This is a genomic window from Enterobacter sp. DC4, from assembly GCF_000568095.1.
Classification (GTDB): domain Bacteria; phylum Pseudomonadota; class Gammaproteobacteria; order Enterobacterales; family Enterobacteriaceae; genus Enterobacter; species Enterobacter pseudoroggenkampii.
In genome coordinates this window covers 269,290-295,254 of the sequence record NZ_AZUB01000006.1, presented here as the reverse complement: position 1 = coordinate 295,254, position 25,965 = coordinate 269,290, and the positions used below count along the sequence as shown (strand labels likewise).

At 53.0% G+C, this 25,965-nt stretch carries 26 protein-coding genes and 1 other RNA gene; 13 read left to right on the top strand and 14 right to left on the bottom strand.

Annotation, left to right across the window (positions count from 1 at the left end; all coding sequences use genetic code 11):
* Nucleotides 1-42: 42 nt before the first annotated feature.
* Nucleotides 43-1,164, bottom strand: a complete 1,122-nt coding sequence (tyrA, locus tag P349_RS06000; RefSeq protein WP_032646898.1) for a bifunctional chorismate mutase/prephenate dehydrogenase — start codon at nt 1,162-1,164, stop codon at nt 43-45.
* Between the two features lie 11 nt (nt 1,165-1,175).
* On the bottom strand, nt 1,176-2,246 hold the full coding sequence (gene aroF, locus P349_RS06005) for a 3-deoxy-7-phosphoheptulonate synthase AroF (protein WP_024908343.1): 1,071 nt from the start codon (nt 2,244-2,246) through the stop codon (nt 1,176-1,178).
* Nucleotides 2,247-2,460: 214 nt separating this feature from the next.
* On the opposite strand from aroF, the gene P349_RS06010 reads away from it, so the two are divergent.
* From P349_RS06010 to P349_RS06025, 4 genes are all read left to right on the top strand, one after another.
* Nucleotides 2,461-2,835: a DUF2799 domain-containing protein gene (locus P349_RS06010; protein WP_032646900.1), complete on the top strand. Its 375-nt coding sequence runs from the start codon at nt 2,461-2,463 to the stop codon at nt 2,833-2,835.
* Between the two features lie 138 nt (nt 2,836-2,973).
* A complete protein-coding gene (locus tag P349_RS06015) occupies nt 2,974-3,525 on the top strand; it encodes a YfiR family protein (RefSeq protein ID WP_193745674.1) in 552 nt (183 codons plus the stop codon).
* Nucleotides 3,518-4,738 (top strand): diguanylate cyclase DgcN, encoded by a 1,221-nt coding sequence (gene dgcN / locus P349_RS06020; protein ID WP_032646901.1) that lies wholly within the window; start codon nt 3,518-3,520, stop codon nt 4,736-4,738. The genes P349_RS06015 and dgcN overlap by 8 nt, the downstream gene beginning before the upstream one ends.
* A 12-nt stretch (nt 4,739-4,750) precedes the next feature.
* Nucleotides 4,751-5,236 carry an OmpA family protein gene (locus P349_RS06025; protein WP_032646903.1) on the top strand — a complete coding sequence of 162 codons (486 nt, stop codon included), beginning with the start codon at nt 4,751-4,753 and terminating at the stop codon, nt 5,234-5,236.
* A gap of 2 nt (nt 5,237-5,238) precedes the next feature.
* On the opposite strand, the gene P349_RS06030 is transcribed toward P349_RS06025, so the two are convergent.
* From P349_RS06030 to ffh, 7 genes are all read right to left on the bottom strand, one after another.
* Nucleotides 5,239-6,609 (bottom strand): PepSY-associated TM helix domain-containing protein, encoded by a 1,371-nt coding sequence (locus P349_RS06030; protein ID WP_032646904.1) that lies wholly within the window; start codon nt 6,607-6,609, stop codon nt 5,239-5,241.
* Between the two features lie 39 nt (nt 6,610-6,648).
* On the bottom strand, nt 6,649-7,053 hold the full coding sequence (locus P349_RS06035; RefSeq protein WP_024908337.1) for a DUF2946 domain-containing protein: 405 nt from the start codon (nt 7,051-7,053) through the stop codon (nt 6,649-6,651).
* Nucleotides 7,054-7,185: 132 nt separating this feature from the next.
* Nucleotides 7,186-7,533, bottom strand: coding sequence for a 50S ribosomal protein L19 (gene rplS, locus P349_RS06040; RefSeq protein WP_002914145.1), 348 nt, complete (start codon nt 7,531-7,533; stop codon nt 7,186-7,188).
* Between the two features lie 43 nt (nt 7,534-7,576).
* A complete protein-coding gene (trmD, locus tag P349_RS06045) occupies nt 7,577-8,344 on the bottom strand; it encodes a tRNA (guanosine(37)-N1)-methyltransferase TrmD (RefSeq protein WP_014832949.1) in 768 nt (255 codons plus the stop codon).
* A gap of 31 nt (nt 8,345-8,375) precedes the next feature.
* The gene (gene rimM / locus P349_RS06050; protein ID WP_032645319.1) at nt 8,376-8,915 is read right to left on the bottom strand and encodes a ribosome maturation factor RimM; all 540 of its coding nucleotides are present in this window, start codon (nt 8,913-8,915) and stop codon (nt 8,376-8,378) included.
* 15 nt (nt 8,916-8,930) lie between these two features.
* Nucleotides 8,931-9,179, bottom strand: coding sequence for a 30S ribosomal protein S16 (rpsP, locus tag P349_RS06055; protein WP_003863133.1), 249 nt, complete (start codon nt 9,177-9,179; stop codon nt 8,931-8,933).
* 116 nt (nt 9,180-9,295) lie between these two features.
* Complete coding sequence (gene ffh, locus P349_RS06060) at nt 9,296-10,657, bottom strand: signal recognition particle protein (RefSeq protein WP_014884878.1); 1,362 nt, start codon at nt 10,655-10,657, stop codon at nt 9,296-9,298.
* A 166-nt stretch (nt 10,658-10,823) separates the two neighbouring features.
* On the opposite strand from ffh, the gene P349_RS06065 reads away from it, so the two are divergent.
* Nucleotides 10,824-11,615: a cytochrome C assembly family protein gene (locus tag P349_RS06065; protein WP_014884879.1), complete on the top strand. Its 792-nt coding sequence runs from the start codon at nt 10,824-10,826 to the stop codon at nt 11,613-11,615.
* 18 nt (nt 11,616-11,633) lie between these two features.
* Entirely contained in the window at nt 11,634-12,920 is a 1,287-nt protein-coding gene (locus tag P349_RS06070) for an HlyC/CorC family transporter (protein WP_032646908.1), read from the top strand.
* 52 nt (nt 12,921-12,972) lie between these two features.
* Here the strand turns inward: P349_RS06070 and grpE are convergent, their stop codons facing one another.
* On the bottom strand, nt 12,973-13,566 hold the full coding sequence (grpE, locus tag P349_RS06075) for a nucleotide exchange factor GrpE (RefSeq protein WP_032646909.1): 594 nt from the start codon (nt 13,564-13,566) through the stop codon (nt 12,973-12,975).
* 122 nt (nt 13,567-13,688) lie between these two features.
* On the opposite strand from grpE, the gene nadK reads away from it, so the two are divergent.
* From nadK to bamE, 3 genes are all read left to right on the top strand, one after another.
* Nucleotides 13,689-14,567 carry an NAD(+) kinase gene (gene nadK, locus P349_RS06085; RefSeq protein WP_008502500.1) on the top strand — a complete coding sequence of 293 codons (879 nt, stop codon included), beginning with the start codon at nt 13,689-13,691 and terminating at the stop codon, nt 14,565-14,567.
* A gap of 85 nt (nt 14,568-14,652) precedes the next feature.
* Nucleotides 14,653-16,314 carry a DNA repair protein RecN gene (gene recN, locus P349_RS06090; RefSeq protein WP_032646911.1) on the top strand — a complete coding sequence of 554 codons (1,662 nt, stop codon included), beginning with the start codon at nt 14,653-14,655 and terminating at the stop codon, nt 16,312-16,314.
* A gap of 138 nt (nt 16,315-16,452) precedes the next feature.
* Nucleotides 16,453-16,791, top strand: a complete 339-nt coding sequence (gene bamE, locus P349_RS06095) for an outer membrane protein assembly factor BamE (protein WP_023308883.1) — start codon at nt 16,453-16,455, stop codon at nt 16,789-16,791.
* A 103-nt stretch (nt 16,792-16,894) separates the two neighbouring features.
* Here the strand turns inward: bamE and P349_RS06100 are convergent, their stop codons facing one another.
* Both P349_RS06100 and P349_RS06105 read right to left on the bottom strand, forming a co-directional pair.
* The gene (locus tag P349_RS06100; RefSeq protein ID WP_023308884.1) at nt 16,895-17,182 is read right to left on the bottom strand and encodes an RnfH family protein; all 288 of its coding nucleotides are present in this window, start codon (nt 17,180-17,182) and stop codon (nt 16,895-16,897) included.
* Entirely contained in the window at nt 17,172-17,609 is a 438-nt protein-coding gene (locus P349_RS06105; RefSeq protein WP_024908332.1) for a type II toxin-antitoxin system RatA family toxin, read from the bottom strand. Before P349_RS06105 ends, P349_RS06100 begins: the two co-directional genes overlap by 11 nt.
* 156 nt (nt 17,610-17,765) lie before the next feature.
* Here P349_RS06105 and smpB point away from each other — a divergent pair, with 156 nt between their 5' ends.
* The 3 genes from smpB (at nt 17,766) to P349_RS06115 (ending at nt 20,147) form a co-directional block, all read left to right on the top strand.
* Nucleotides 17,766-18,248, top strand: a complete 483-nt coding sequence (smpB, locus tag P349_RS06110) for an SsrA-binding protein SmpB (protein ID WP_008502505.1) — start codon at nt 17,766-17,768, stop codon at nt 18,246-18,248.
* A gap of 89 nt (nt 18,249-18,337) precedes the next feature.
* Nucleotides 18,338-18,701, top strand: a transfer-messenger RNA (tmRNA) gene (gene ssrA / locus P349_RS25685).
* A 204-nt stretch (nt 18,702-18,905) separates the two neighbouring features.
* Nucleotides 18,906-20,147, top strand: coding sequence for an integrase (locus tag P349_RS06115; RefSeq protein WP_032646913.1), 1,242 nt, complete (start codon nt 18,906-18,908; stop codon nt 20,145-20,147).
* 398 nt (nt 20,148-20,545) lie between these two features.
* On the opposite strand, the gene P349_RS06120 is transcribed toward P349_RS06115, so the two are convergent.
* Together P349_RS06120 and P349_RS06125 are read right to left on the bottom strand one after the other, a co-directional pair.
* Nucleotides 20,546-23,836, bottom strand: coding sequence for a DEAD/DEAH box helicase (locus P349_RS06120; RefSeq protein ID WP_032646916.1), 3,291 nt, complete (start codon nt 23,834-23,836; stop codon nt 20,546-20,548).
* Nucleotides 23,829-24,683 carry a hypothetical protein gene (locus P349_RS06125; RefSeq protein WP_032646917.1) on the bottom strand — a complete coding sequence of 285 codons (855 nt, stop codon included), beginning with the start codon at nt 24,681-24,683 and terminating at the stop codon, nt 23,829-23,831. The genes P349_RS06120 and P349_RS06125 overlap by 8 nt, the downstream gene beginning before the upstream one ends.
* A 521-nt stretch (nt 24,684-25,204) precedes the next feature.
* On the opposite strand from P349_RS06125, the gene P349_RS0124550 reads away from it, so the two are divergent.
* Entirely contained in the window at nt 25,205-25,834 is a 630-nt protein-coding gene (locus P349_RS0124550) for an AbiJ-NTD4 domain-containing protein (RefSeq protein WP_050597514.1), read from the top strand.
* Nucleotides 25,835-25,965: the final 131 nt, after the last annotated feature.

Sequence of the window (25,965 nt, the reverse complement as noted above, 5' to 3'; positions counted from 1 at the left end):
AAAAAGCCAGCGATGCTGGCTTTCAGTATATACATCATCGCATTACTGGCGACTGTCATTTGCCTGGCGCAACAGCGTCCGGCTTTCACTTTGGAAACGCTGCGCGTAATCGCCAAACCAGTGCTCGACCTTGCGGAAGCTGTCGATAAACGCCTGCTTGTCTCCGTGCTCCAGCAGCGTAATGGCTTCCCCAAAGCGCTGATAGTAGCGCTTAATGAGCGCCAGGTTGTTCTCGGAGGACATAATAATGTCCGCGTACAGCTGCGGATCCTGCGCGAACAGGCGGCCAACCATCGCCAGCTCCAAACGATAGATCGGTGAAGAGAGTGCCAGCAGCTGTTCAAGCTGCACGTTCTCTTCCGCCAGATGCAGGCCGTAGGCAAACGTCGCAAAGTGGCGCAGCGCCTGAATGAACGCCATGTTCTGATCGTGCTCGACCGCGCTGATGCGGTGCAGTCGCGCCCCCCATACCTGAATCTGCTCCAGGAACCACTGATAGGCTTCAGGCTGACGACCGTCGCAGTAAACCACCACCTGCTTAGCCAGGCTGCCGCTGTCCGGGCCAAACATTGGGTGCAGGCCCAGCACCGGGCCGGTATGTGCAGCCAGCATGGCCTGTAGCGGACCATTTTTGACAGAGGCCAGATCCACCAGGATGCAATCTTTCGGCAAAGGAGGCAGCTTTTCGATGATCTGCTCCGTCACGTGGATCGGCACGCTGACGATAACCATCCCGGCATCTTTCATGAGTTCCGGTGCCTGCGCCCAGTCCTCTTTTTCCAGAATGCGCACCTGATAGCCAGACAGCGTCAGCATTTTTTCAAACAGACGCCCCATCTGCCCTGCACCGCCGACAATCACCACCGGACGCAGGGACGGGCAGAGAGTTTTAAAACCCTTGTCGTTTTCGCTGGAATAGGACTCCCGCATCACGCGACGCAGAACATCTTCAATCAGGTCGGGAGAAACGCCCAGCGCCTTCGCCTCTTTGCGACGGGAGGCCAGCATGGAGGCCTCGCGCTCCGGGACGTAAATCGGCAGGCCGTATTTGCTTTTCACCTCACCCACTTCGGCAACCAGCGCCATACGGCGCGCCAGCAGATCCAGCAGCGCCTTATCCACTTCATCAATTTGATCGCGCAGTGCGGTCAATTCAGCAACCATAACTAAACCTCTTAAGCCAGACGCGTCGCCAGCTGGCCGTTCAAATCTTTGTGGATCTCACGCAGCAGCGCATCGGTCGTCTCCCAACTGATGCAGGCATCCGTCACGGAGACGCCGTGCTTCATGGCACTGCGCGGTTGTTCAGATGACTGATTGCCTTCATGAATATTGCTCTCAATCATCAGACCGATAATCGAACGGTTACCATCTTTGATCTGTGCGACCACAGATTCCGCAACCGCTGGCTGGCGACGGTAATCTTTATTCGAATTACCATGACTGCAATCTACCATCAGTGCCGGGCGCAGTCCCGCCTGCTCCATCTCTTTTTCACACTGGGCCACGTCCGCCGGGCTGTAGTTCGGGGCTTTCCCGCCGCGCAGGATCACATGGCCATCGGGGTTACCCTGCGTTTGCAGGAGGCATACCTGGCCCGCCTGGTTAATACCGACGAAACGGTGCGGCATGGCGGCAGCGCGCATGGCGTTGATCGCCGTCGCCAGGCTGCCATCGGTACCGTTTTTAAAACCAACCGGCATCGACAGGCCCGACGCCATCTCGCGGTGGGTTTGCGATTCCGTGGTACGCGCACCAATCGCGGACCAGCTGAACAGATCGCCAAGGTATTGCGGGCTGTTCGGATCCAGCGCTTCGGTTGCCAGCGGCAGCCCCATGCTGACCAGCTCCACCAGCAGGCGACGCGCAATCTTCAGGCCTGCTTCCACATCAAACGAGCCATCCATGTGCGGATCGTTAATCAACCCTTTCCAGCCGACGGTAGTACGTGGCTTCTCAAAATAGACGCGCATCACCAGATAGAGGCTATCGCTGACCTCCTCCGCTAATGTTTTAAATCGACGAGCGTACTCAATGGCGGTTTCAGGATCGTGAATGGAGCAAGGACCGCATACCACCAGCAGGCGCGGATCGCGGCCGGCGATAATGTCAGAAATGGTCTGACGCGAGTGCTCAATCTGAGCCTCCTGCGCGACGCTCAGCGGAAATTCTGCTTTCAGTTGATCCGGAGTAATTAAAACCTGTTCGTCAGTGATATGTACGTTGTTCAGCGCGTCTTTTTGCATGATGGCGATCCTGTAAAGCTCGTTTGCGATAGTTGTTTTCCTCAAAGAGGTGAAACCACGATACCATAAAAAGTAAACATTTCAATCCAAAATACGTACACATTAGTTTACACAAGCCAATTTATTGCAAAAATCAGCCGATAAAAACGTAAACTTTAAATTACAGACAGGTTTTCTTTAGCCAGGCTATGCTGAAGAAAAAAGGAGAATGGCTATGCGTTCAATTGCTCTCACGCTGTTGTCGCTGTTTTTAACGGGCTGTCAGATCAATCCTTACACCTTCCAGCCCGACTGGACCAGCCCATCCTGGTTTGATGCCGGTAAAGAAGACGCCATGAATGGCCTGCCGGTTAAAGATAACCAGGCCCTGGCCGATAGTTTTAACGACACCCACGTCGAGCGTAGTGAATATCTTCGCGGCTATGCCGATGGTCAGAAGAAAGTCTGCGAAGAAGGATTTATTCATGCCTGGGGATTAGCAGGGAAATCTTTCCCTGCCAGCTGTGATACTGCCGAAAACGCGGCAACACTGCGTGCGTCATGGCAGAAAGGGATGGATGAAAGTATGCGCTCCAGCAGACTCAATTAAGTCTGTTTTTATCCACCGGAAAATACACAACAGTAGGATTTAGCTTAGGTTGGCCTGATGCTATTTCTGACATAATGACGGATCTGATAAACAATGGTATTCTGCCCGCAACTCTTAAGGACGTCTATTTCCGGAGCGATGTGGCGGATTCTGGTGAGAAATTCATTCTTGATCTCTTTTTTCCGACTCACTCTGGTGTTAATGCTGTTCCTTATGGTGGGCCCAACGACGGCAGGCGCACTTACGGAAACGGATAAATCAGTACGCTCAATTGTCTCAGGCATTGTGAGCTATACGCGATGGCCGTCACTTACCGGGCAACCTAAACTCTGCGTCTACGCCACTTCTCACTATACGCATGCCCTCAGCGGCGACGAAGGGCACAACGAGTTACCTTATACCCCCGTTATTGTACATAACGATCGGGAAGCCCTGGCCGCGACGTGCGATGCGATTTATTTCGGATCTGAATCACCGGCAAAACAACTTGAATTAATAAGTCAATATCAGGGCAGAGCGTTGCTATTAATCTCAGAGCAAAATCCGGAATGTGTAATTGGCAGTGCCTTTTGCCTGATGATCGATCGCGGCCAGGTACGGTTTTCCGTCAACCTGGATGCATTGACGCGCAGTGGCGTAAGAGTCAATCCGGATGTATTAATGCTGGCACGGAATAAGCAGCATGGATAAAGATTTCACTTCAACATCACGTCCGACGTTTAAAAGAACATTGAGGCGAAACAGCATGATAAGCGTCATTATCACCATGACGTTAATATGGCTGTTGCTCTGTATTGCCTCCGTCGTAACCTTAAAACAATACGCGCAAAAGAATCTCGAATTAACCGGCGCCACAATGAGCCACAGCCTGGAAGCCTCGCTGGTTTTCAACGACTCGCTCGCGGCCAGCGAAACGCTTGCCGCCCTGGGCAAACAGGGGCAGTTTGCCGTGGCCGAGGTGATTAACGCGCATAAAAAGCGGTTCGCCTATTGGTCCTGGAACCCGGAGGATAACAACGACACGCTGGGTGCACTGGTCAGCCGCTGGCTTTTCCCCGTACCGGTTGCGCAGCCCATCATGCATAACGGCTTAACGATCGGCGAAATCCGCCTTACCGCGCGTGACAGTCTGATCAGCCATTTCATCTGGATGTCGTTTGCCGTTCTGACCGGCTGCATTCTCTTTGCCGCCGTCGTCGCGTTCATCATTACCCAGTCTTTGCATCGTGGGATGGTTACGGCCCTGCAGAACATTACCGACGTCGTGCATGACGTACGTACGAACCGCAACTTCTCCCGCCGGGTGAAAGATGGCCGTATCGAAGAATTTCACCAGTTTGGCGAGGACTTCAACAGTCTTCTGGATGAAATGGAAGAGTGGCAGCTCAAGCTGCAGGCGAAAAACGCCCAGCTGTTGCGTACCGCCATGCACGACCCGCTTACCGGTCTTGCCAACCGTGCGGCATTTCGTAACAGCATTGCAGCCTTAATGAACGACCCTTCAGCCAAAACAAACTCGGCCCTGCTTTTCCTCGACGGTGATAATTTTAAGTTTATTAACGACACATGGGGACACGCGGCAGGAGACTGCGTGCTGATTGAAGTCGCCAGCAGGATGATGGAGTTTGGCGACAAACGTCACCAGGCATACCGGCTTGGCGGTGACGAATTCGCCATGGTGCTGTACGGCGTGCACTCTGAGCTTGAGGTTCAACACATTTGTGCTGCGCTTTCGCAGCAGTTTATCCGTCCGTTTGATCTTCATAACGGACAAAAAGCATCGATGTCACTCAGTATTGGCTTTGCTCTGGCGTGGGAAAATGCTTCCGTGGAAGCATTACTGGAGAGGGCTGACCGCAACATGTACCAGGTTAAAAACCAGCGTACGAAAACAATAAGTTAGAAAGGAAATTCTATGTTAAAACGTTACTTCGCGCCGGTAGTACTGGCCTCACTGATTCTGGCAGGCTGTCAGTCGCCGCCGGAAGGCAAATTCACTCCTGAGCAAATTGCGGCGATGAAGTCTTACGGTTTTAACGAACTGAACGGTGACTGGTCACTTGGCATGTCGGACACCATCCTGTTTGATAAAAATGACGCCAGGCTGCGCCCGGAAAGTGAAACACAGATCCAGTCCATGGCCTCTCGCCTGGCCGAAACCGGGCTGAACCACGCGCGAATGGACGGTCACACGGATAACTATGGGGAAGAAAGCTACAACGAAGCGCTGTCGTTAAAACGCGCCAATGCGGTGGCCGATGCCTGGGCTAAGGGTGCAAATATCCCGCGCAGCAATCTCACCACGCGGGGATTAGGTCAAAAATACCCGGTTGCGAGCAACAGTACCCCACAAGGGCGCGCTGAAAACCGCCGCGTCGCAGTGGTTATCAGCACGCCATAGGGTTATTTAGCGGATGATTCGGCGAGCGTCACCCTGGTTGCCGCTCGCCAGCGCAGCCAGTCCACCAGAACAAACAGCGCCAGACTCGCGCCCATGACCGGCAGGGCCAGCCCCAACAGTACGCTGGTTACCACCGTAACGCCTCTTCCCCATCCCGACAGCGCCAGCCAGCTCTGACAAAGCGTTTGTACCGGACTCACTGCCGATTGCGCCGGGCGACGCATCCACCACATCCGGTATCCCCAGATAATGAGCACGCACAGGGCAAGACCAAACGCCACGAGCAGCAGCTGATTTGCCAGGCCGAACAAGATCCCCATATGGAAATCCACGCCCCAGCGGGTCATTTTTGCCATTAGCGGAAAATCCTCGAATCGGGTTCTGTCCAGAACCTGCATCGTCGAAGGATCAACCGCAACGGCATCGACCTGGGTCGGCCAGCTGCGATCGATTTCCGTCACGGTCCAGGCGCGATCCATCGTTTTCGCCGGGCGGATCTCCAGCCTGTTGGCATCAATCCCCGCTTTACGCGCCGCGCTTAACACTCCGTCAAACTGCGTCAAATCCATCGCCATTTCCGGCATCATCATCCCACCGTGATGACCACGGTGTTCGGCATGTTCATCCATAGCCTCATGTTGGCCGGATAGCGTCGTGTTCACCTGCGGAGTGAGCCAGTTCATCTCTGCCCGCAGCTTATCCACGTTCCCGCCAGCCCACTGGGACCAGGTCAGGCCGGTTGCGGAGAACAGCAGCATTCCACCCAGCAGAACCCAGCCCAGCGTCACGTGCACCCGACGCCGGTTCTGGAAGCGATTGTTGATCCGCCGTTTGGGTCGGGTATAAAACCACAGGGCAACACCGCCCAGCGCGGCAACCCACATCCACGAGGCCGCAAGCTCGCTGTAAAGGCGCCCAATGTCGCCCAGCAGCAGAGAGGTATGCAGGTAATCAATGGTCTGACGCAGGGGTAAAATCCCGCTGGTGCCGTATACCGTCAGATCTCCCAGCACCGCCAGGCTCACCGGATCGATAAAGATAGCCCGGTTCTCCGATGGCCCAAGTTTCGGGTCAGCGAACATCACGCGGGTGGTTTCGCCCTCAACCAGCCCCGGACGCACGGCGTGCAAACGTAAATCTGATCCAACGGTTTTTTCCGCCGCGGCGATTTGTTCTGCCAGAGGCTGCGGCTCGCCCACGGAATCCGTGTGGAGCGCGTGCCGATAGAGTGCGTTTTCCAGCTGCGGGGTCGCCACATATAGCGTCCCGGTCAGCGCGGCGAAGAAGATAAACGGGCCGACAAACAGCCCGACGTAGAAATGGAGGCGACGCAGCAGGTTTCCCCATGCCGCGCGCGGAGTGCAGGTAGTCATACTTTTCCTTTTTAAGGCAAAAAGTTATCGATTTTGTTTTTAAAGGGAAAAAGCAGACTGTCGCGGCGGCGCGCGGGTATCAGGGTAAAGCCAGGGGAAGAAGTGCCAGTGGTTGACCGCCTGACGCGGCGGCTTAACGCGAAGCCTCTGCAGCACCACGCTGAGCAGGATGATGAGCGCCAGCATCACGCCAGGGACATGCGCTAACAGCACGCAGTAGCCGCACGCTTCAGCATGGTCGACAGGCATCGTGTGCGGCATATCGCCGTGATGCTCGTCCATCGACATCATGCTCATGTCATGATGCATGCCCGGCATGGCGCTCATGGGATCTTTCTGCAACGAGACGGAGATAAGCGGTGCTACCACGATCAGCAGGATCGCGAACAGCGCGGTCAATGCCGCTGCGCGTTTCCGGTCAGGCTGATGCAGTACGTTATCCACTTCCCCTCCACTCAAGAGGCAAGCATTGTAAATGATTTATGACGAAAGGGTTAACGCGAGAGGAGCGATGGGATAAAAAAAGGGCCAGCCTTTCGGCCAGCCCTTTTTAACAGGATGTCGCTTAAGCGAATCTTAGTTCAGACGCTCTTTAATACGAGCAGACTTACCAGTACGCTCACGCAGGTAGTACAGTTTAGCTTTACGTACAGCACCACGACGTTTAACAGCAATGCTGTCAACTACCGGAGAGTGAGTCTGGAAGACACGCTCAACGCCTTCGCCGTTGGAAATTTTACGAACAGTGAATGCAGAGTGCAGACCGCGGTTACGAATAGCGATAACCACGCCCTCGAATGCCTGCAGACGTTTTTTGGAACCTTCAACAACCCATACTTTCACTTCCACGGTGTCACCTGGACGGAAGGAAGGTACGTCCTGCTTCATCTGCTCTTGTTCAAGTTGCTTAATAATGTTGCTCATAATTTAATCTCTTATCCTGGGTAAACTGATATTCGGGAGCGTATTACGCATTCCCATCATGTTCATGCTGCTGGTGCGCGTGTTCAGTTTTGAACTCGGCCAGCAACTTTGCTTGCTCTTCAGTCAGAGCCAGGTTTTCCAGAAGTTCAGGTCTTCTAAGCCAGGTTCGGCCCAGCGACTGCTTCAAACGCCAGCGACGTATCTCGGCATGGTTTCCAGACAGTAACACCGCCGGTACTTCCATCCCTTCTAACACTTCAGGACGAGTATAGTGTGGACAGTCCAGCAACCCGTCAGCAAAGGAATCTTCCGTTGCCGAAGCTTCATGGCCCAGAACCCCCGGAATGAACCGGGCGACGGAGTCAATCAGCGTCATTGCTGGTAACTCACCACCGCTGAGAACGTAATCGCCGATAGACCATTCTTCGTCAATCTCGGTTTGAATTACGCGCTCATCTATCCCTTCGTAGCGCCCACAGACCAGAATCAGCTTTTGATTCGTCGCCAGTTCGCTCACGCCCGCTTGATCAAGCTTGCGTCCCTGAGGTGACAGATAAATCACCTTTGCGCCTTCACCTGCCGCGGCTTTTGCTGTGTGAATGGCGTCCCGTAAGGGTTGCACCATCATTAGCATCCCCGGTCCGCCGCCGTAAGGACGATCGTCCACGGTACGGTGCCGGTCATGAGTAAAGTCACGAGGACTCCAGCTCTGGATGCTCAGCAGGCCATTCTTTACTGCCCGGCCAGTTACCCCGTAATCGGTAATCGCGCGGAACATTTCAGGAAACAGGCTAATTATGCCAATCCACATAGCGCCGTCTTTTACCGTTTATCCGGAGAATTTAAAAACCAGGATCCCAATCTACTTCAATGGTTTGAGTAGTGAGATCGACTTTCTTGATAACCTGTCCATCGAGGAACGGGACCAACCGCTCCTTGATGCCAAATGCATCTTTCAGGTTTGCCTTAATGACGAGAACGTCATTTGACCCGGTTTCCATCATATCGATGACTTTCCCCAGGCTGTAGCCTTCGGTAGTGACTACCTGGCAACCCATAAGGTCTTTCCAGTAGTAGTCGCCCTCTTCCAGCTGTGGCAACTGCGACGAATCCACGACAATTTCACAATTAGTCAGCGCATTCGCGGCATCACGATCGTCAACGCCTTTCAGCTTGATGATGATGTCCTGATTGTGGTGACGCCAGCTTTCCAGCTCGACCTCTTCCCACTTACCGCCTTTCTGGATAAACCAGGGCTGGTAATCAAAAATGCTATCAGCGTCTTCAGTGGAGGAAAACACTCTGAGCCAACCACGGATACCGTAGCAAGAACCCATTTTTCCCAATACGATCGGTTCAACAGGTACTTTATTGCTCATCATGACCACCGTGACAGATTAAGCTGCTTTGTTTGCTGCTTTGATCAGCGTAGCAACGCGATCGGAAACAGTAGCGCCCTGGCCAACCCAGTGAGCGATACGATCCAGATCCAGACGAGTTTCTTCTTCTGCGCCAGCGGCCAGTGGGTTGAAGAAACCAACGCGCTCGATGAAGCGACCGTTGCGTGCATTACGGCTGTCAGTCACAACAACCTGGTAGAACGGACGCTTTTTAGCGCCGTGACGTGCTAAACGAATAGTTACCATAACATCCTCTTGTGTGAATAAAACAACCGGGCCCCATCGAGGAACGGAGCCCGGGTGTCATATTAAAAGCCCGAAAATTTTACTCATTTTCGGGCAAAAAGCAATCTCAAAAGCGATTAACGCCCTGGAAAACCGGGAGGCATCATCCCTTTCATGCCGCGCATCATCTTCGCCATGCCGCCTTTCTTCATTTTCTTCATCATGCGCTGCATGTCGTCGAACTGTTTCAGAAGGCGGTTAACGTCCTGCACCTGCATGCCGCAACCGGCTGCGATACGGCGTTTACGGGAACCTTTGATGATATCCGGGTTAGCGCGTTCTTTGAGGGTCATCGAGTTGATGATCGCCTCCATACGCACCAGCACCTTGTCATCCATCTGCGCTTTCACGTTGTCAGGGATCTGGCCCATGCCCGGCAGTTTGCCCATCAGGCTGGCCATGCCGCCCATGTTTTTCATCTGACGCAGCTGCTCAAGGAAGTCGGTGAGATCGAAACCGTCACCTTTTTTCAGCTTGCTGGCCAGCTTCTCGGCCTGCGCGCGGTCAACCTTGCTCTCGATATCTTCGATCAGCGACAGTACGTCGCCCATGCCGAGAATACGGGAAGCAATACGGTCCGGGTGGAACGGCTCCAGCGCTTCGGTTTTCTCGCCCACGCCGAGGAATTTAATCGGCTTACCGGTGATGTGACGAATAGAGAGCGCCGCACCGCCGCGGGCGTCACCGTCCACTTTGGTCAGCACCACGCCGGTTAACGGCAGCGCTTCGTTAAACGCTTTCGCGGTATTCGCCGCATCCTGACCGGTCATGGCGTCGACAACGAACAGGGTCTCTACCGGATTGATAGAGGCATGCACCTGCTTGATCTCGTCCATCATCGCTTCGTCAACGTGCAGACGACCGGCGGTATCCACCAGCAGCACGTCATAGAATTTCAGCTTCGCCTCTTTCAGCGCGGCGTTAACGATGTCGACAGGCTTCTGCGCCACGTCGGACGGGAAGAAATCTACACCGACCTGCTCGGCCAGGGTTTCCAGCTGCTTGATCGCCGCCGGGCGATAGACGTCCGCAGAGACCACCAGCACTTTCTTCTTGTGTTTTTCACGCAGGAACTTACCCAGCTTACCGACGCTGGTCGTCTTACCCGCACCCTGCAGGCCCGCCATCAGCACCACGGCCGGTGGCTGAGCCGCCAGGTTAAGCACCTGGTTCTCTTCGCCCATCGCCGAAACCAGTTCATTACGAACGATTTTGACGAACTCCTGACCCGGGGTCAGGCTCTTGTTAACTTCATGACCAACCGCCTTCTCTTTTACGCGGTTGATAAAATCGCGAACTACCGGCAACGCGACGTCTGCTTCCAGCAGCGCCATGCGCACTTCGCGCAGCGTTTCCTTGATGTTCTCTTCAGTAAGGCGTCCGCGGCCGCTGATGTTGCGCAGCGTGCGCGACAAACGATCGGTTAAATTATCAAACATTGTCTCTCGCCTGAGTAGAAACGTTGGGCCGCCATGGGCGACACATACACAGAATTTCGCCGGAGTATAACATGAAGGCGCCTTTGTTGTTATGCAACGGTTGGAGCAGGCGTCACGTAACGTTATACTGCTTCTCTTTCTTATTAAGACAACTGTCGATGCCTATATGCCTGTTTTCGCACTGATCGCCCTTGTTGCCTATTCTGTCAGCCTCGCGCTGATCGTTCCCGGACTGCTGCAAAAAAACAGCGGCTGGCGGCGCATGGCTATTCTTTCTGCGGTCATCGCACTGATTAGCCACGCCTTTGCGCTGGAATCACGCATCATCCCCGGCGACGGCAGCGTGCAAAACCTGAGCGTCCTCAACGTCGGCTCGCTGGTCAGCCTGATGATCTGTACGGTGATGACCATCGTCGCGTCTAAAAATCGCGGCTGGCTGCTGCTGCCGATTGTCTACACCTTCGCGCTGATCAATCTGGCCCTCGCCACCTTTATGCCTAATGAGTTTATTACGCATCTGGAGGCTACCCCGGGGATGCTGGTGCATATCGGCCTGTCGCTCTTTGCCTACGCGACGCTGATCATCGCCGCGCTTTACGCCATGCAGCTCGCCTGGATTGACTACCAGCTGAAAAACAAAAAGCTGGCGTTTAATCATGAGATGCCGCCGCTGATGGTCATTGAGCGCAAGATGTTCCACATCACCCAGGTGGGCGTGGTGCTGCTGACGCTGACGCTCTGCACGGGCCTGTTTTACATGAAGAACCTGTTCAGCGTGGAGAATATCGATAAAGCGGTGCTCTCCATCATCGCGTGGTTTGTCTATATTGTCCTGTTATGGGGCCATTATCATGAAGGCTGGCGCGGTCGTCGCGTGGTCTGGTTCAACGTCGCGGGTGCGGGCATTCTCACCCTTGCCTATTTTGGCAGCCGCTTCATACAGCAATTTGCTGGCTAAGAAACAAAGGAGTTCCCCCTGGAACACATCTCTACCACCACGCTGATCGTTACGCTGATCGTCATGGTGGTCATCTCCGCCTATTTCTCCGGCTCGGAAACCGGCATGATGACCTTAAACCGCTACCGGTTACGTCATCGTGCTAAACAGGGTAACCGCGCCGCACGTCGCGTTGAAAAACTGCTCCGCAAGCCGGATCGCCTGATAAGCCTGGTGCTCATCGGCAACAACCTCGTCAACATTCTGGCCTCTGCCCTCGGCACCATCGTCGGGATGCGCCTGTACGGCAACGCCGGGGTGGCGATTGCCACCGGCGTGCTGACGTTCGTGGTGCTGGTGTTTGCCGAAGTGCTGCCGAAAACCATCGCCGCGCTTTACCCTGAGAAAGTCGCCTACCCGAGCAGCTTCCTGCTGGCACCGCTGCAGATCCTGATGATGCCGCTGGTCTGGCTGCTGAACATGGTGACGCGCGTCCTGATGCGGATGGTGGGAATCAAAGCCGACGTCACCATCAGCAGCGCGCTCAGCAAAGAGGAGCTTCGCACCATCGTGCATGAATCCCGCTCGCAGATCTCCCGCCGCAATCAGGACATGCTCCTGTCGGTGCTGGATCTGGAAAAGGTGAGCGTGAACGACATCATGGTGCCGCGTAACGAAATCGTCGGTATCGACATCAATGACGACTGGAAAGCCATCGTTCGCCAGCTGACGCACTCCCCGCACGGGCGCATTGTGCTCTATCGCGACTCGCTGGATGACGCCATCAGCATGCTGCGCGTGCGCGAAGCCTACCGTCTGATGACCGAGAAAAAAGAGTTCACCAAAGAGGTAATGCTGCGCGCCGCCGACGAAATTTACTACGTGCCGGAAGGAACCCCCCTCAGCACGCAGCTGGTGAAATTCCAGCGTAACAAGAAGAAGGTTGGCCTGGTGGTCAATGAGTACGGCGATATTCAGGGGCTGGTGACGGTCGAAGATATTCTGGAAGAGATTGTCGGGGACTTTACCACCTCAATGTCGCCTTCCCTCGCGGAAGAGGTCACCCCGCAAAACGACGGATCGGTGCTGATTGACGGCAGCGCGAACATTCGCGAACTCAACAAAGCCTTTAACTGGCATTTGCCGGAAGATGAGGCTCGCACCATTAACGGGATGATTCTGGAAGCGCTGGAAGAAATCCCGGCAGCGGGCACGCGGGTGCGCATTGAGCAGTACGATATTGATATCCTGGACGTGCAGGACAATATGATTAAGCAGGTGAAAGTCCTGCCTGTTAAACCCCTGCGCGAAAGTATCGCTGAGTAAGGCTGTAGGCCGGGTAAGGCGAACGCCGCTACCCGGCACTACAGGTAGCGAATTACGCTTTCGCTTTCGCCACGGTCACCATCGCAGCGCGAATGGTACGGCCGTTCAGGGTGTAACCTTTCTGCATTACGCCCAGCACTTTACCGGCTTCAATCTCTTCAGATTCAACCATCGCAATCGCCTGGTGAACGTTTGGATCCAGCGGAACGTCGGTATCGGCAATCACTTCCACGCCAAACTTACGCACCACGTCGAGCATGGATTTCAGCGTCAGTTCGATACCTTCGATCATTGCCGCGTTGTCCGGATTCGCTTTGTCAGCCACTTCCAAGGCGCGATCGAGGCTATCGATTACCGGCAGCAGTTCGTTGACGAATTTCTCCAGCGCAAATTTATGCGCCTTCTCAACGTCCTGCTCGGTACGGCGACGCAGGTTTTCCATCTCCGCCTTGATGCGCAGAACACCATCGCGTTCGCGATTCTGTGCTTCTACCAGTTGGGCTTCCAGATTCGCAATTTTTTCATCGCGCGGGTCCACCTGCTCAGCAGATGCGTCTGGCTCTACAGCCTCAACTTCATCGTGCTGTTCCGTGATAATTTCTTCAGGGGCTTGCCCCTCAGGCGTTTTCTGTTCTTTACTACTCATGAATTTCTCCGCGTTTTTCTGCATTCATCTCGCTAACTTCGCTTATTATGGGGATCAGTTTCCGGGATTCAAGGGAACAAGACAGATTGTCATCATTCATCAGGCACAAGGACCTCCAGAAAATGAATAATCATTTCAGGTGTATTGGGATCGTCGGGCATCCGCGTCACCCTACCGCACTAACGACACATGAAATGTTGTATCGCTGGTTGTGTAGCAAAGGCTATGAAGTGATGGTCGAGCAGCAGATTGCTCAGGAGCTGCAGCTGAAGAGCGTCAAAACCGGCACGCTGGCGGAAATAGGCCAACAGGCCGATCTCGCCGTGGTAGTGGGAGGCGACGGCAACATGCTCGGCGCGGCCCGCACGCTGGCGCGTTATGACATTAAGGTCATCGGCATCAACCGTGGCAATCTCGGTTTTTTAACCGACCTCGACCCGGACAATGCGCAGCAGCAGCTGGCCGACGTGCTGGAAGGCCACTATATCAGTGAAAAACGCTTTTTACTGGAAGCGCAGGTGTGCCAGCAGGACTGCCAGAAGCGCATCAGCACCGCGATTAACGAGGTGGTTCTTCACCCCGGAAAAGTGGCGCACATGATCGAGTTCGAAGTTTATATCGACGAAATCTTTGCCTTCTCCCAGCGTTCTGACGGGCTGATTATCTCCACCCCGACCGGCTCAACCGCCTACTCGCTTTCTGCCGGCGGCCCGATCCTGACGCCCTCGCTGGATGCCATTACCCTGGTGCCAATGTTCCCGCACACGCTCTCCGCCCGTCCGCTGGTCATCAACGGCGACAGCACGATCCGTCTGCGCTTCTCGCACCGCCGTAACGACCTGGAGATCAGCTGCGACAGTCAGATAGCGCTGCCGATCCAGGAAGGTGAAGATGTCCTCATTCGTCGGTGTGATTACCACCTGAATCTGATTCATCCGAAAGATTACAGCTATTTCAACACATTAAGCTCGAAGCTTGGCTGGTCAAAAAAATTGTTCTGATTCTGCATCCAGTACTTTACTGTATAAAAAACCAGTTTATACTGTATGAAAATACAGTTATGGTTTTTCATACAGGAAAACAATTATGCTGGCACAACTGACCATCAGCAACTTTGCCATTGTTCGTGAGCTTGAGATCGATTTCCACAGCGGCATGACGGCGATCACCGGGGAAACCGGTGCAGGTAAATCCATTGCCATTGATGCCCTCGGCTTGTGCCTTGGCGGCCGCGCAGAGGGCGATATGGTGCGCATGGGTGCCAACCGTGCCGATCTGTGCGCCCGTTTCTCCCTGAAAGATACCCCTGCCGCCCAGCGCTGGCTGGAGCAGAACCAGCTCGAAGATGGACGTGAGTGTTTACTTCGCCGCGTGATCAGCAGCGACGGTCGTTCACGTGGCTTTATCAACGGCACGGCGGTTCCGCTTTCCCAGCTCCGTGAACTCGGCCAGCTGCTTATCCAGATCCACGGTCAGCACGCGCATCAGCAACTCGTCAGACCCGAACAGCAGAAAGCGCTGCTGGATGGCTATGCGGGTGAGTACGCGCTTACTCAGCTTATGGCGGAACACTATCGCCAGTGGCATCAGAGCTGCCGTGAACTTGCCCAGCATCAGCAGCAAAGCCAGGAGCGCGCCGCACGTGCGGAGCTGCTGGCGTACCAGCTTAAAGAGCTGAACGAATTCAACCCACAGCCGGGTGAGTTTGAGCAAATCGACGAAGAGTACAAACGCCTGGCGAACAGCGGTCACCTGCTCTCAACCAGCCAGAATGCGCTTAACCTGCTGGCGGATGGCGAAGACGTGAACCTGCAAGGCCAGCTGTATAACGTCCGCCAGCTGATTACCGAACTGGTCGGCATGGACAGCAAGCTTTCAGGCGTCCTGGATATGCTGGAAGAAGCGGCTATTCAGATCTCCGAAGCCAGTGACGAACTGCGCCACTACTGTGAACGTCTGGATCTCGACCCGAACCGTCTGTTTGAGCTGGAGCAGCGTATTTCCCGTCAGATTTCACTGGCGCGCAAGCACCACGTTACGCCGGAAGAGCTGCCGGGCTACTATCAGTCTCTGCTGGACGAGCAGCAGCAGCTTGACGATCAGGCTGATTCGCAGGAAACCCTTTCTCTGGCGGTGAACCTTCACCATGAACAGGCCCTGGCGACAGCGCAAAAGCTGCATGAAATCCGTCAGCATTACGCCCAGGAGCTAAGCCAGCACATCACCGACAGCATGCACACGCTGGCGATGCCGCACGGTGTATTCACCATTGATGTCCGCTTTGAAGAGAACCACCTGACGGCGGAAGGTGCGGACCGCATCGAGTTCCGCGTCACCACCAACCCGGGTCAGCCGCTGCAGGCGATCTCCAAAGTGGCCTCCGGCGGTGAACTGTCGCGTATTGCGCTGGCGATTCAGGTGATTACCGCGCGTAAAATGGACACCCCGGCGCTGATTTTCGATGAAGTGGATGTCGGCATCAGCGGCCCAACGGCGGCGGTGGTGGGTAAACTGCTGCGCCAGCTCGGCGAATCAACGCAGGTGATGTGTGTCACCCACCTGCCGCAGGTCGCGGGCTGCGGCCATCATCACTTTATCGTCAGTAAAGAAACCGACGGTGAAATGACCGAAACGCACATGAAGCCACTGGATAAACGTGCGCGCCTGCAGGAGCTGGCACGCCTGCTCGGCGGCAGCGAAGTCACGCGTAATACGCTCGCGAACGCGAAAGAACTGCTGGCGGCATAAACTTTTTCGGGATCTCAGGGTCATACAGAACAACAAAAACGCCGCCAGACCGGTTTCAAAGTGGGGCAAGGTCTATTATCATCGGCATATTACATATGAGCCGCGTTCTGCTCGGGCCCGAAAAGGAATCAAATCACTATGCGTTGTAAAATGCTGACCGCTGCCGCAGCGGTTCTTCTGATGTTGACCGCAGGCTGTTCCACTCTGGAGAAAGTGGTTTACCGTCCTGACATCAACCAGGGGAACTACCTTACCCCTAACGATGTGTCCAAAATCCGCGTGGGGATGACACAACAGCAGGTCGCTTATACACTGGGAACCCCGATGATGTCCGATCCGTTCGGCACTAACACCTGGTTCTATGTATTCCGTCAGAAGCCGGGCCACGAAGATGCGACCCAGCAGACCCTTACGCTGACCTTCAGCAGCGCCGGTGTGTTGACCAACATCGACAACAAGCCTGCCCTGACCAAATAATCAGAAGTCAGAAATGCAAAAAGGTGCTCATTGAGCACCTTTTTTGTATTTCTTTTATCCCCTCGCCCCTTTGGGGAGAGGGTCAGGGTGAGGGGAAAACACGCTACTTACCCGCCTTCTCCGCACGCTGACGACGCAGCTCTTTCGGGTCGGCAATAAGCGGACGATAAATCTCCACCCGATCGCCCTCTTTCAGCACATCACCCAGCTTCACCGGACGGCTGTAAATCCCGACCTTATTTTTCGCCAGGTCGATATCGCTGCGAAGCTCAAGGATGCCGGACGCACGGATGGCCGCCTCAACGGTTGCCCCCTCTTCCAGCGTCACGCGCTGCAGATACTGCTTCTCCGGCAGCGCGTACACCACTTCTACAGCAATCTTATGCGACACTGTAAACCTCTTTGGCGCGGGTGGTGAACGCCTGAACCATATTGGAAGCCAGCTCTTTAAAGATGCGGCCAAACGCCAGCTCAATCAGCTTATTGGTAAATTCAAAGTCCAGCTGGAACTCAATGCGGCAGGCGTCAGCGCTCAGCGGCGTAAACTTCCAGCCTCCCATCAGGGTTTTAAACGGACCATCTACAAGATGCATCAAAATACTCTGATTGCTGGTCAGCGTATTGCGGGTGGTGAACGTCTTGCTGATCCCCGCTTTGGAGACGTCCACCGCCGCAGTCATCTGCGTCGGGCCGGACTCCAGAACGCGGCTCCCGGTGCATCCCGGAATAAATTCTGGATAAGACTGAACATCGTTCACTAACTGATACATCTGTTCCGCGCTGTAAGGCACAAGCGCAGTACGGCTAATCTGAGGCATAGCATTTCCCATGGTCACACAACGGACAAATAATAACATTTATCACCTGTTAAAAAAACGCTAAGCCTCATCTCGTGCTAAGATAGCGCGTTAGACCTCACAGGACGCAATGAGGTGACTTTTTGAAATCAGATTACCGACGGCTTTACGACACTTATGACGAAGAAAAAAGCACATAAACCAGGCTCGGCGACCATTGCGCTCAACAAGCGTGCTCGCCACGAGTATTTCATTGAAGAAGAATTCGAAGCTGGCCTTGCGTTGCAGGGCTGGGAAGTAAAATCGCTGCGCGCCGGGAAAGCCAACATCGGCGATAGCTACGTGATCCTGAAAGATGGCGAAGCCTTCCTGTTCGGCGCGAACTTTACGCCGCTGACCGTCGCCTCTTCACACTACGTGTGTGACCCTACGCGCACCCGCAAGCTGCTGCTGAACAAGCGTGAGCTGGAATCCCTCTACGGACGCATTAACCGTGAAGGTTTCACCGTGGTCGCCCTGTCGCTGTACTGGAAAAACGCCTGGTGCAAAGTGAAAGTTGGCGTCGCAAAGGGTAAAAAACAGCACGACAAACGTACTGACCTGAAAGAGCGCGAATGGCAGCTCGACAAAGCGCGCATCATGAAAAACGCAGGACGTTGATTCTGCACACTTATTGTACTATTCAATAAGTTAGCGTTCCGGGCTGGTATCCAGGAAGTGAAATCTGGTATACTCAGTTCAACACTATTGGGGCTGATTCTGGATTCGACGGGATTTGCGAAACCCAAGGTGCATGCCGAGGGGCGGTTTGCCTCGTTAAAAGCCGCAAAAAAATAGTCGCAAACGACGAAAACTACGCTTTAGCAGCTTAATAACCTGCTCTGAGCCCTCTCTCCCTAGCTTCCGCTCTTAAGACGGGGATCAAAGAGAGGTCAAACCCAAAAGAGATCGCGTGGAAGCCCTGCCTGGGGTTGAAGCGTTAAAACTAATCAGGCTAGTTCGTTAGTGGCGTGTCTGTCCGCAGCTGGCGTGCGAATGTAAAGACAAACTAAGCATGTAGTACCGAGGATGTAGAAATTTCGGACGCGGGTTCAACTCCCGCCAGCTCCACCAAAATTCTCCATCGGTGATTACCAGAGTCATCCGATGAAGTCCTAAGAGCCCGCACGGCGCAAGCCCTGCGGGCTTTTTTGTGCCTTGAATTTGCCCCACGAAGTCTGATGCCAACTAATTAAATCCGAACCTTTTAGGCACCTTGTTAGGCACCTCATAAAGCTATATTGTTTTTGAGGTGCCTAAAACTATGGAAACCCGGCAATGGCAAGACAAACCAAACCTCTATCCGTTAAGGAAATCGAATCTGCTAAACCCAAAGAAGCGGACTACGTTCTCTATGATGGCGATGGCCTTGAGCTACTCATCAAATCCAGCGGGAGTAAAATCTGGCAGTTTCGCTACATTCGCCCTGTCACTAAGAAACGAGCGAAGAAGAGCATTGGTCCCTACCCGTCAGTTACCCTTGCCGATGCCAGAAACTACAGAGCAGAGTCTCGCTCTCTCCTGGCGAAACAAATCGATCCACAGGAGCATCAGCAAGAACAACTACGCAGTTCGCTGGAAGCTAAAACCAATACTTTCCAGCTAGTAGCTGAACGATGGTGGAACGTGAAGAAAGCCAGCGTGACAGAGGACTATGCCGACGATATCTGGCGCTCTCTTGAAAGAGATGTCTTTCCTGCAATTGGTGACGTTAGCGTTACAGATATTAAAGCTCACACATTGGTTCAGGCCGTCCAACCAGTTCAGGCCAGAGGAGCACTGGAAACCGTTCGTCGCCTGTGCCAACGCATTAATGAGGTCATGATCTATGCCCAAAACACAGGACTGATTGATGCTGTTCCCAGCGTTAATATCGGTAAAGCCTTCGAGAAGCCTCAGAAAAAGAACATGCCCAGCATTCGACCGGATCAGCTACCTCAACTGATGCAGACAATGCGAACAGCCAGCATTAACCTTTCCACACGCTGCCTGTTCATGTGGCAACTTCTTACAATCACCCGCCCTGCCGAAGCGGCTGAAGCTCGTTGGGAAGAGGTAGACCTTGAAGCACGAGAATGGAAGATTCCTGCCGCCCGCATGAAAATGAACCGCGACCATACTGTGCCCTTGTCAGATGAAGCAATAGCTGTGCTGGAGATGATGGAGCCGTTAAGCGGGAACCGAGAATTTATCTTTCCTAGCCGTATTAAGCCCAACCAGCCAATGAACAGTCAGACCGTTAACGCATCGCTGAAACGCGCAGGTTTTGGTGGGGTGCTCGTTTCACACGGTTTGCGATCTATTGCCAGTACAGCCCTCAACGAGCAAGGTTTTCCGCCTGATGTGATTGAGGCTGCATTGGCCCACGTGGATAAGAATGAGGTTCGCCGTGCTTATAACCGCAGCGATTACCTGGAACAGCGTCGCCCGATGATGCAATGGTGGGCTGATTTTGTTAAAGCTGCTGATAATGGAAGTATGATTGAAGGGGGAATAAAAAGTATGCGGCTGGTTGGATAACTTATGTGAACGGAAATTAGACCAAGATTTTGGGATAATCTAAATAAACTTTATATTTCATTCAGTAAGTGTCTAAAGAAGACCTCACATGTGACTATTTTCACCCTGCGAAACACTTACCGCTAAGCGGTAATCTGTTCATTTTTATTCAGCATTCGGAGCAGGTACTGCTCTAGCTCTTGCTGGGTATAAAAAAACCAACTTTAAGTTTCAGTATTCATAAATTGTCATTCGGTACAACATCGATACTGCCTCGGTGTATATGCGCAAGATCGTCAAGAAGGCGTTGGCACTGGTAGGGTAACGTTATTGTTGCCAGCAGAGGCACTCCGTTCTTTGCTCAATGTGTTCTAATATGAGATTGGGGGGCTTAACCCCCCAATCTCAGAAAAGTAGTTCTACTCTTCTTCATCCAAATCCGTAAATGCTTGGAGCAAGATTGCGGCTTGAACCTCCTCTCTAACAACATCCATTTCTGCGGAAGCTCCAGCTTTGAATGAGTCACGAAGTGAGATATGCGTTTCAAAGGTTCCCACTCGCGAGGCAATTTTGGTCATTTGCCTTAAAGCCATATGATGACGATCATAGTCACCGGCTCTCACCATCTGCGGAAGCATTTCAATCACAGGAGACATAGGCACGCCTTGTTCAGCGGCTTTGTAAGCGGCTATCTGTCCAAGCACGCCGCAGAGAAAGCCGATATCAGGCGCAATGCGTATAGCAAATCGGCGGGCCCGTTGTGCTGTAGTGGATTGGTTTGCTTGCTGCTTAACCTCTCCCTCGTGCTTTCGAATGAACGCCAGGAGCCAATGCTCGATTTCGATAAGTGTTCGCCCTGCGCACCACATTGAAACCAATGTTTTGAGTGCTCTCAATATTCTTTTAGAAGAAGCCCTAGGTTTTGTTGTATTCGTGTAAGAACGACCAAAAACGGACTCAAGAGCTGTTTGTCTGACGAAAATTGTTAAATCGAAGGGATGGTCAGCAACTATATCCAGTAGCCAGTTGATCCAGTGCTCTGTCGCCGTCTTTTCAACTGGCGCTGTATCAAACGCCGCAACCAATCTTTCAATCAGCTTTGGTGGAACACCATTACGGATAGCAATTTCCCGTTGCCAATCGAGAACGAGGGGGTCTTCCAGTTGTTCCTCAGCAGCCTTGAGAGCTATTCGACGATGTTCGAGCCACTGGTCAGCTCGCAAAGCATTAGTTTCCCTACGCCGAAAAAAACCTAATGAGCGGCAAACGATATCGTCGAAGCCGCTCTCTCCTGTTGTGGTGACAGCAGACATACGCCGGATAATTGACTGCACTTTAGGATCCGAATTAGCGGATATTTCGATCCGGTCAAGAAGTAACTCTATCGGATCATATATCTCTTCACAGGCATCCTGTTCCGAGAAAATGATCTTCATAATTCCATCCGACGGAAGGGAGAGGTTATCCATTTCCACACAGATAGGTGTTGCAGGAACAACGATTGCCAAGCCGGTTGCGGCATACGCCGCACGACCAGCCCTCCCGAGCGCATTAAGTATCTCGTGAGGACGTAAGTCCGCACGAGGGTTCCCGCTGGGATCATCAACCGCACTTCTATCGGTTCCAGCAAGAATCACAACATCACACGGCAGATTAAGTCCCTGCGCAATTGTGGATGTTGCGGCGACCACATCAAGTCCCAGGTCCTCGCTATCAGTATCCCTACGAGCCCGAAAAAGGCTTTCAGTCAGCCGTCGTTCCAATGGTAACAAGTCACCATGATGAACTGCAGCTCTGCACCCCATAGGGTCAAATGTAGCTTCGGCCGCTCCAATATCCCTAATAACTGATTTACGCATTTCCTCCTGCGCCACATCCAGAGCGATGGTGGCTGGTGCCAGTAGTTCATTGATCTGGCCTGCAACGCTCCCGCACGCTTTGGAATCGTTGCAGAAGACGATCACCCGCTTTCCTATGGCCGCATAGTCTGCCGCGATTCGCGCAGCGACTTCATTTCTGTTTGATGTCAATTTTCCTTTGACATTTTTAAGAAGCGACGGTTTTTGATCCGTGAGGGCCTGTATTACTAGCTTCTCTGGCCTTTTAGGATGCCATCCAGAAATCAGGGAAAAGAGTCCAAGAGGTTGTGCGGGAACCCGATTCCTTGCTGCTTTGGTCTTTGCCTTTGATGCAACTTGTACGGCCTCACGCACGTCAGAGCGGTCATAGATGACGCAAGAACGAAGCTGTCGAGTTGGCTTCCAAGGATCGTCGAACGACTCAACCTCCGTTCCCGTTACAGACCGCAACCAACGTGCGATTTCTGCGCCGTTAGAGACCATAGCTGACAGCAGTAGTAGATCTGCTCTCTTACGATGGCGGAGAAACGTCAGGAGTGCCAACATCGAATCAATGGCTCGTGTACTAATTTTCGATGAAGTAGCGGGATCATCTGCACTAATGAGGTGAAACTCATCGAAGACAAGGAGACCGACCTTGTCAAAAAGCTCAGGTGCGAAACCAAGGAGGGCAAGGCAACGTTCAGGAGTCATGACAGAGAATGGTGGCAGCTTATCCCCAAGCTCTTCGAGCGCAACGTCTTCAACGACGCTCACCACCTCTAACTCGCCGATTTGTGCGGAGAGATCGGTCTCGACTTGATCGACGAGCGCGTGAGTAGGAGCTAGATAAACAACACTCTCACCCGAACATAAAGTTGCTGCGATTTTTAGTACGGATAGCGTAGTTTTGCCCGAACCAGTCGGTGACGTCATCACCATAGACCTGCCACGGTTCAGATATCCTGTCCCGATAGCTTTTAAATGATTGATCCACAGAAATGGACGGGAATGTGTCTGAGACAGGAGCCAGTCAGCCCATGTCCTCGGTTGCGCGCCTGATGGTGCTGGCAGGCGAATCAGCATCGCAGCCTGCACTCCATCAACAAGCCGGCTCAACAAAGTGGCCAAATGATGCGGACCGGCAAACTGGTGATGAACTTTCCCTTCCAACGCTGCGTTGATCTCTACCTCTGAGGCCTCCGACAGGTGGAGAACACGCTTGAGTCTTGAACGAATATCAGTGTCGGGCACAGCGCTTCCACGCGCCTCCTGTCCAAGCCCCTGAACTACATAAGCACATTCCCTTAAAAGAAGGTCAGTGGCTACTTCTCGGCTATCACGCGTTGCGATGGTGTCTTCGCCGAGATCACGCTCTATCAATGTAGTGAGATTACCAGTTGCCAATTCCCGAAGGCTCAGGATCAGTGAACGTCGTACTGCCCGACGTTCACCCTTCGCCCGGAGCTGACTAGCGACTTCCGCTGCGTCTGCTGCCCGACCAGCAATCAGGAATAAAAGCGTCGCTGAAATTGACGATCCTATTGCATCACTTGAAACAACGGTTGGGCGATCCATTGCGGTCTCGCGAACGCGGCTCAATATTTGATGAGCGCTCGCGGCGACAAAAGCCGTGGCGCGCGTTTGCTCTGGTCGAAGATCGAGTGCAACATAGGCTTCGAAGGTCGAAGCAAGGCGTCGAACCTGGTCGAGTACATCGCTTATGGCCTCAGGTTCGCCTTCGCGAGACAGAAGCCGTACAGTCGCTAGTTCTATGTGTGCAGCCGTCAACAGTTCGTCTAGAGTTTCAGGAGCGAGGCCGGGCAAATCAGGGGCTTGTCGCAGGAGCGCGCGGGAACTAGGGTCAAACATTGGCGATCTCCTCGACTTTGGCAGCCACCTCTCCGGCGAGAAGATCCAAACCCGTACGCACATCTTCGAAGGCCAACACACCAGCCGTGCGAGCTTCAAGTTTACCACCAGCCGCAGTTTTGAAACCGGCTATGATATGCAAAAAATTCCCAGCTCTGCGCTGATCTTCACCAGTCGCTACAGCAACTCTGAACTCGCGAGCTCCTTCCCAGAAAATTTTATCCACAGCCTCTTCTGCGTCGATACTTGGAACACTCCTAAGCAAAGTTACGAGGTCGGCGAGGATCTCATCATCGCGATCGCCGCTCCGAATTGTTCTTATTTCAGGCCACACGCTAGAGGTTATAAGATTGCGCGGTGTTTTCGAAGCCTTGTCCTCACAGAGCACAATTCGTTTGATCTCACACACTCTCTCATCTAGCTCGATGATAAAACCGTCAAAGCCTTTATCCGCCTGTCGAACGTGAGGTGACGTCATATAGCCGTCCGAAAGTTCTAGCCGAGCGGCAATCCAGGAAATATGCTGAAATAGAAGTCCATCCCGGTGAATAATAGATGTGTTGATCCGCTTTCTCGCTGCCTCCTTCTGTGCTTCGGTTCCTGACTTAAGTAGCTCGACGTCTTCAGCACGCGGAGCCGTCAGTTTTCTCACGACATTCTCAGCCACCCTGCCTTTCGAAACCCGCCGTCGCGGCTCTAGAGCATCAATTACTCTCTGAGCATTTTCTTCCTGCCGTAAATATAAATAGGCAATCACTTCAATCAGCTTAGCTCGACTTTTATTACTGATTGTCCATTCTGAAAACTCGCACTCTGCAGTTAAGGCCTGATTGAAGGTTATTGGCATCCTATTTTTTCACCTGCAATAGAAGTAATTAATTATAATTTCAGCATGAGAAATTTTTATGACAACATGTTTGATTCAAAATGCTTACGTAAGGAAAACAGGCTTTTTAATTGCATCCGATCACCTTGGTGTAGCTGAACCAATCGATCTTGCAACCAAAGCCACAAGTCAATACAAAAATATAATAAACGAAATACTTCCTTGCGTCTCTGCCACGCGAATCGCTTTGCACAATATTCGCTAGCCAAGAATGAAAACGTGATACCGACTTTTGCCTAACACATCAAGCTGAAATCCGTCCTCGAACTCTGCTCTGTAAATTAAGGCGTGTGGCGAGGACGAACACCTCAACGCGCACCAAACAGCGAGTCGCGAAAATCATGCTAGGTCACAAAATGTCCTTAGCTTGATAGTAATGTTAACAGCATGATTATCAGCCGGATACGGCGAAAACCAGATTCAGCAGCTAAGAAATTTAAATGGGAATATGGTAGCTTGGGGGCTACGGTTAAGGAGGAACTATGGACTCGTTTTCCAGGCGACAGGGTTATTCAAGACCTGACGCAGAAATCAGCATCAGACACGAAGCTCCAGAATCGCTGAGAGCGGCGATCGTGCCTATCGCCTACCGATCTGGCTTCGCCCCCAGCGAACTTCATCATAGGTTGTGCGGCATCCTTTATAAAACTCCAGATAAGAGCAACTGGTCAGAGTATCCGAATATTGATGACGAAGTCAGAATCCTGATGGACGAGCTTGAATGGTTCGAGGTCTACGATTTCATTGAGCATTTAGCTGAAAAGTCTCTTTACAAGGGCGGTGGCTTTTCGGGAGAAGTTAACAGCTATTGTAGGGTGACCGGCATCGGTTGGCTGCTTCTCGATCAAAAGATTCAAATGCGAGGTACTGAAGCCTTCGAGATAGCAGCGAAAGAAGGACAATTACTACTCTCCCAGCAGCATCGCACGACCGCAGCATATGAGCTACACGAGGCTCTGCAGGATCTATCACGCAGGCCTCAACCTGAAATTAGTGGAGCGATCCAGCATGCGATGGCTACTCTGGAATGCGTGGCGCGAGACGTTATAGGAAGTAAGGACACGCTTGGTCAATTGATCCAGCGAAATCCCGGGCTTTTCCCAAGCCTGTAGATCAGATCGTAGAGAAGGCATGGGCCTACTCCTCCAACTTCGGCAGGCATCTCATGGAAAAAAAGCCCCCTGAGTTTGAAGAAGCGGAATTGATGGTCGGGGTGAGTGGAGTGCTATGTCGATATTTAGCG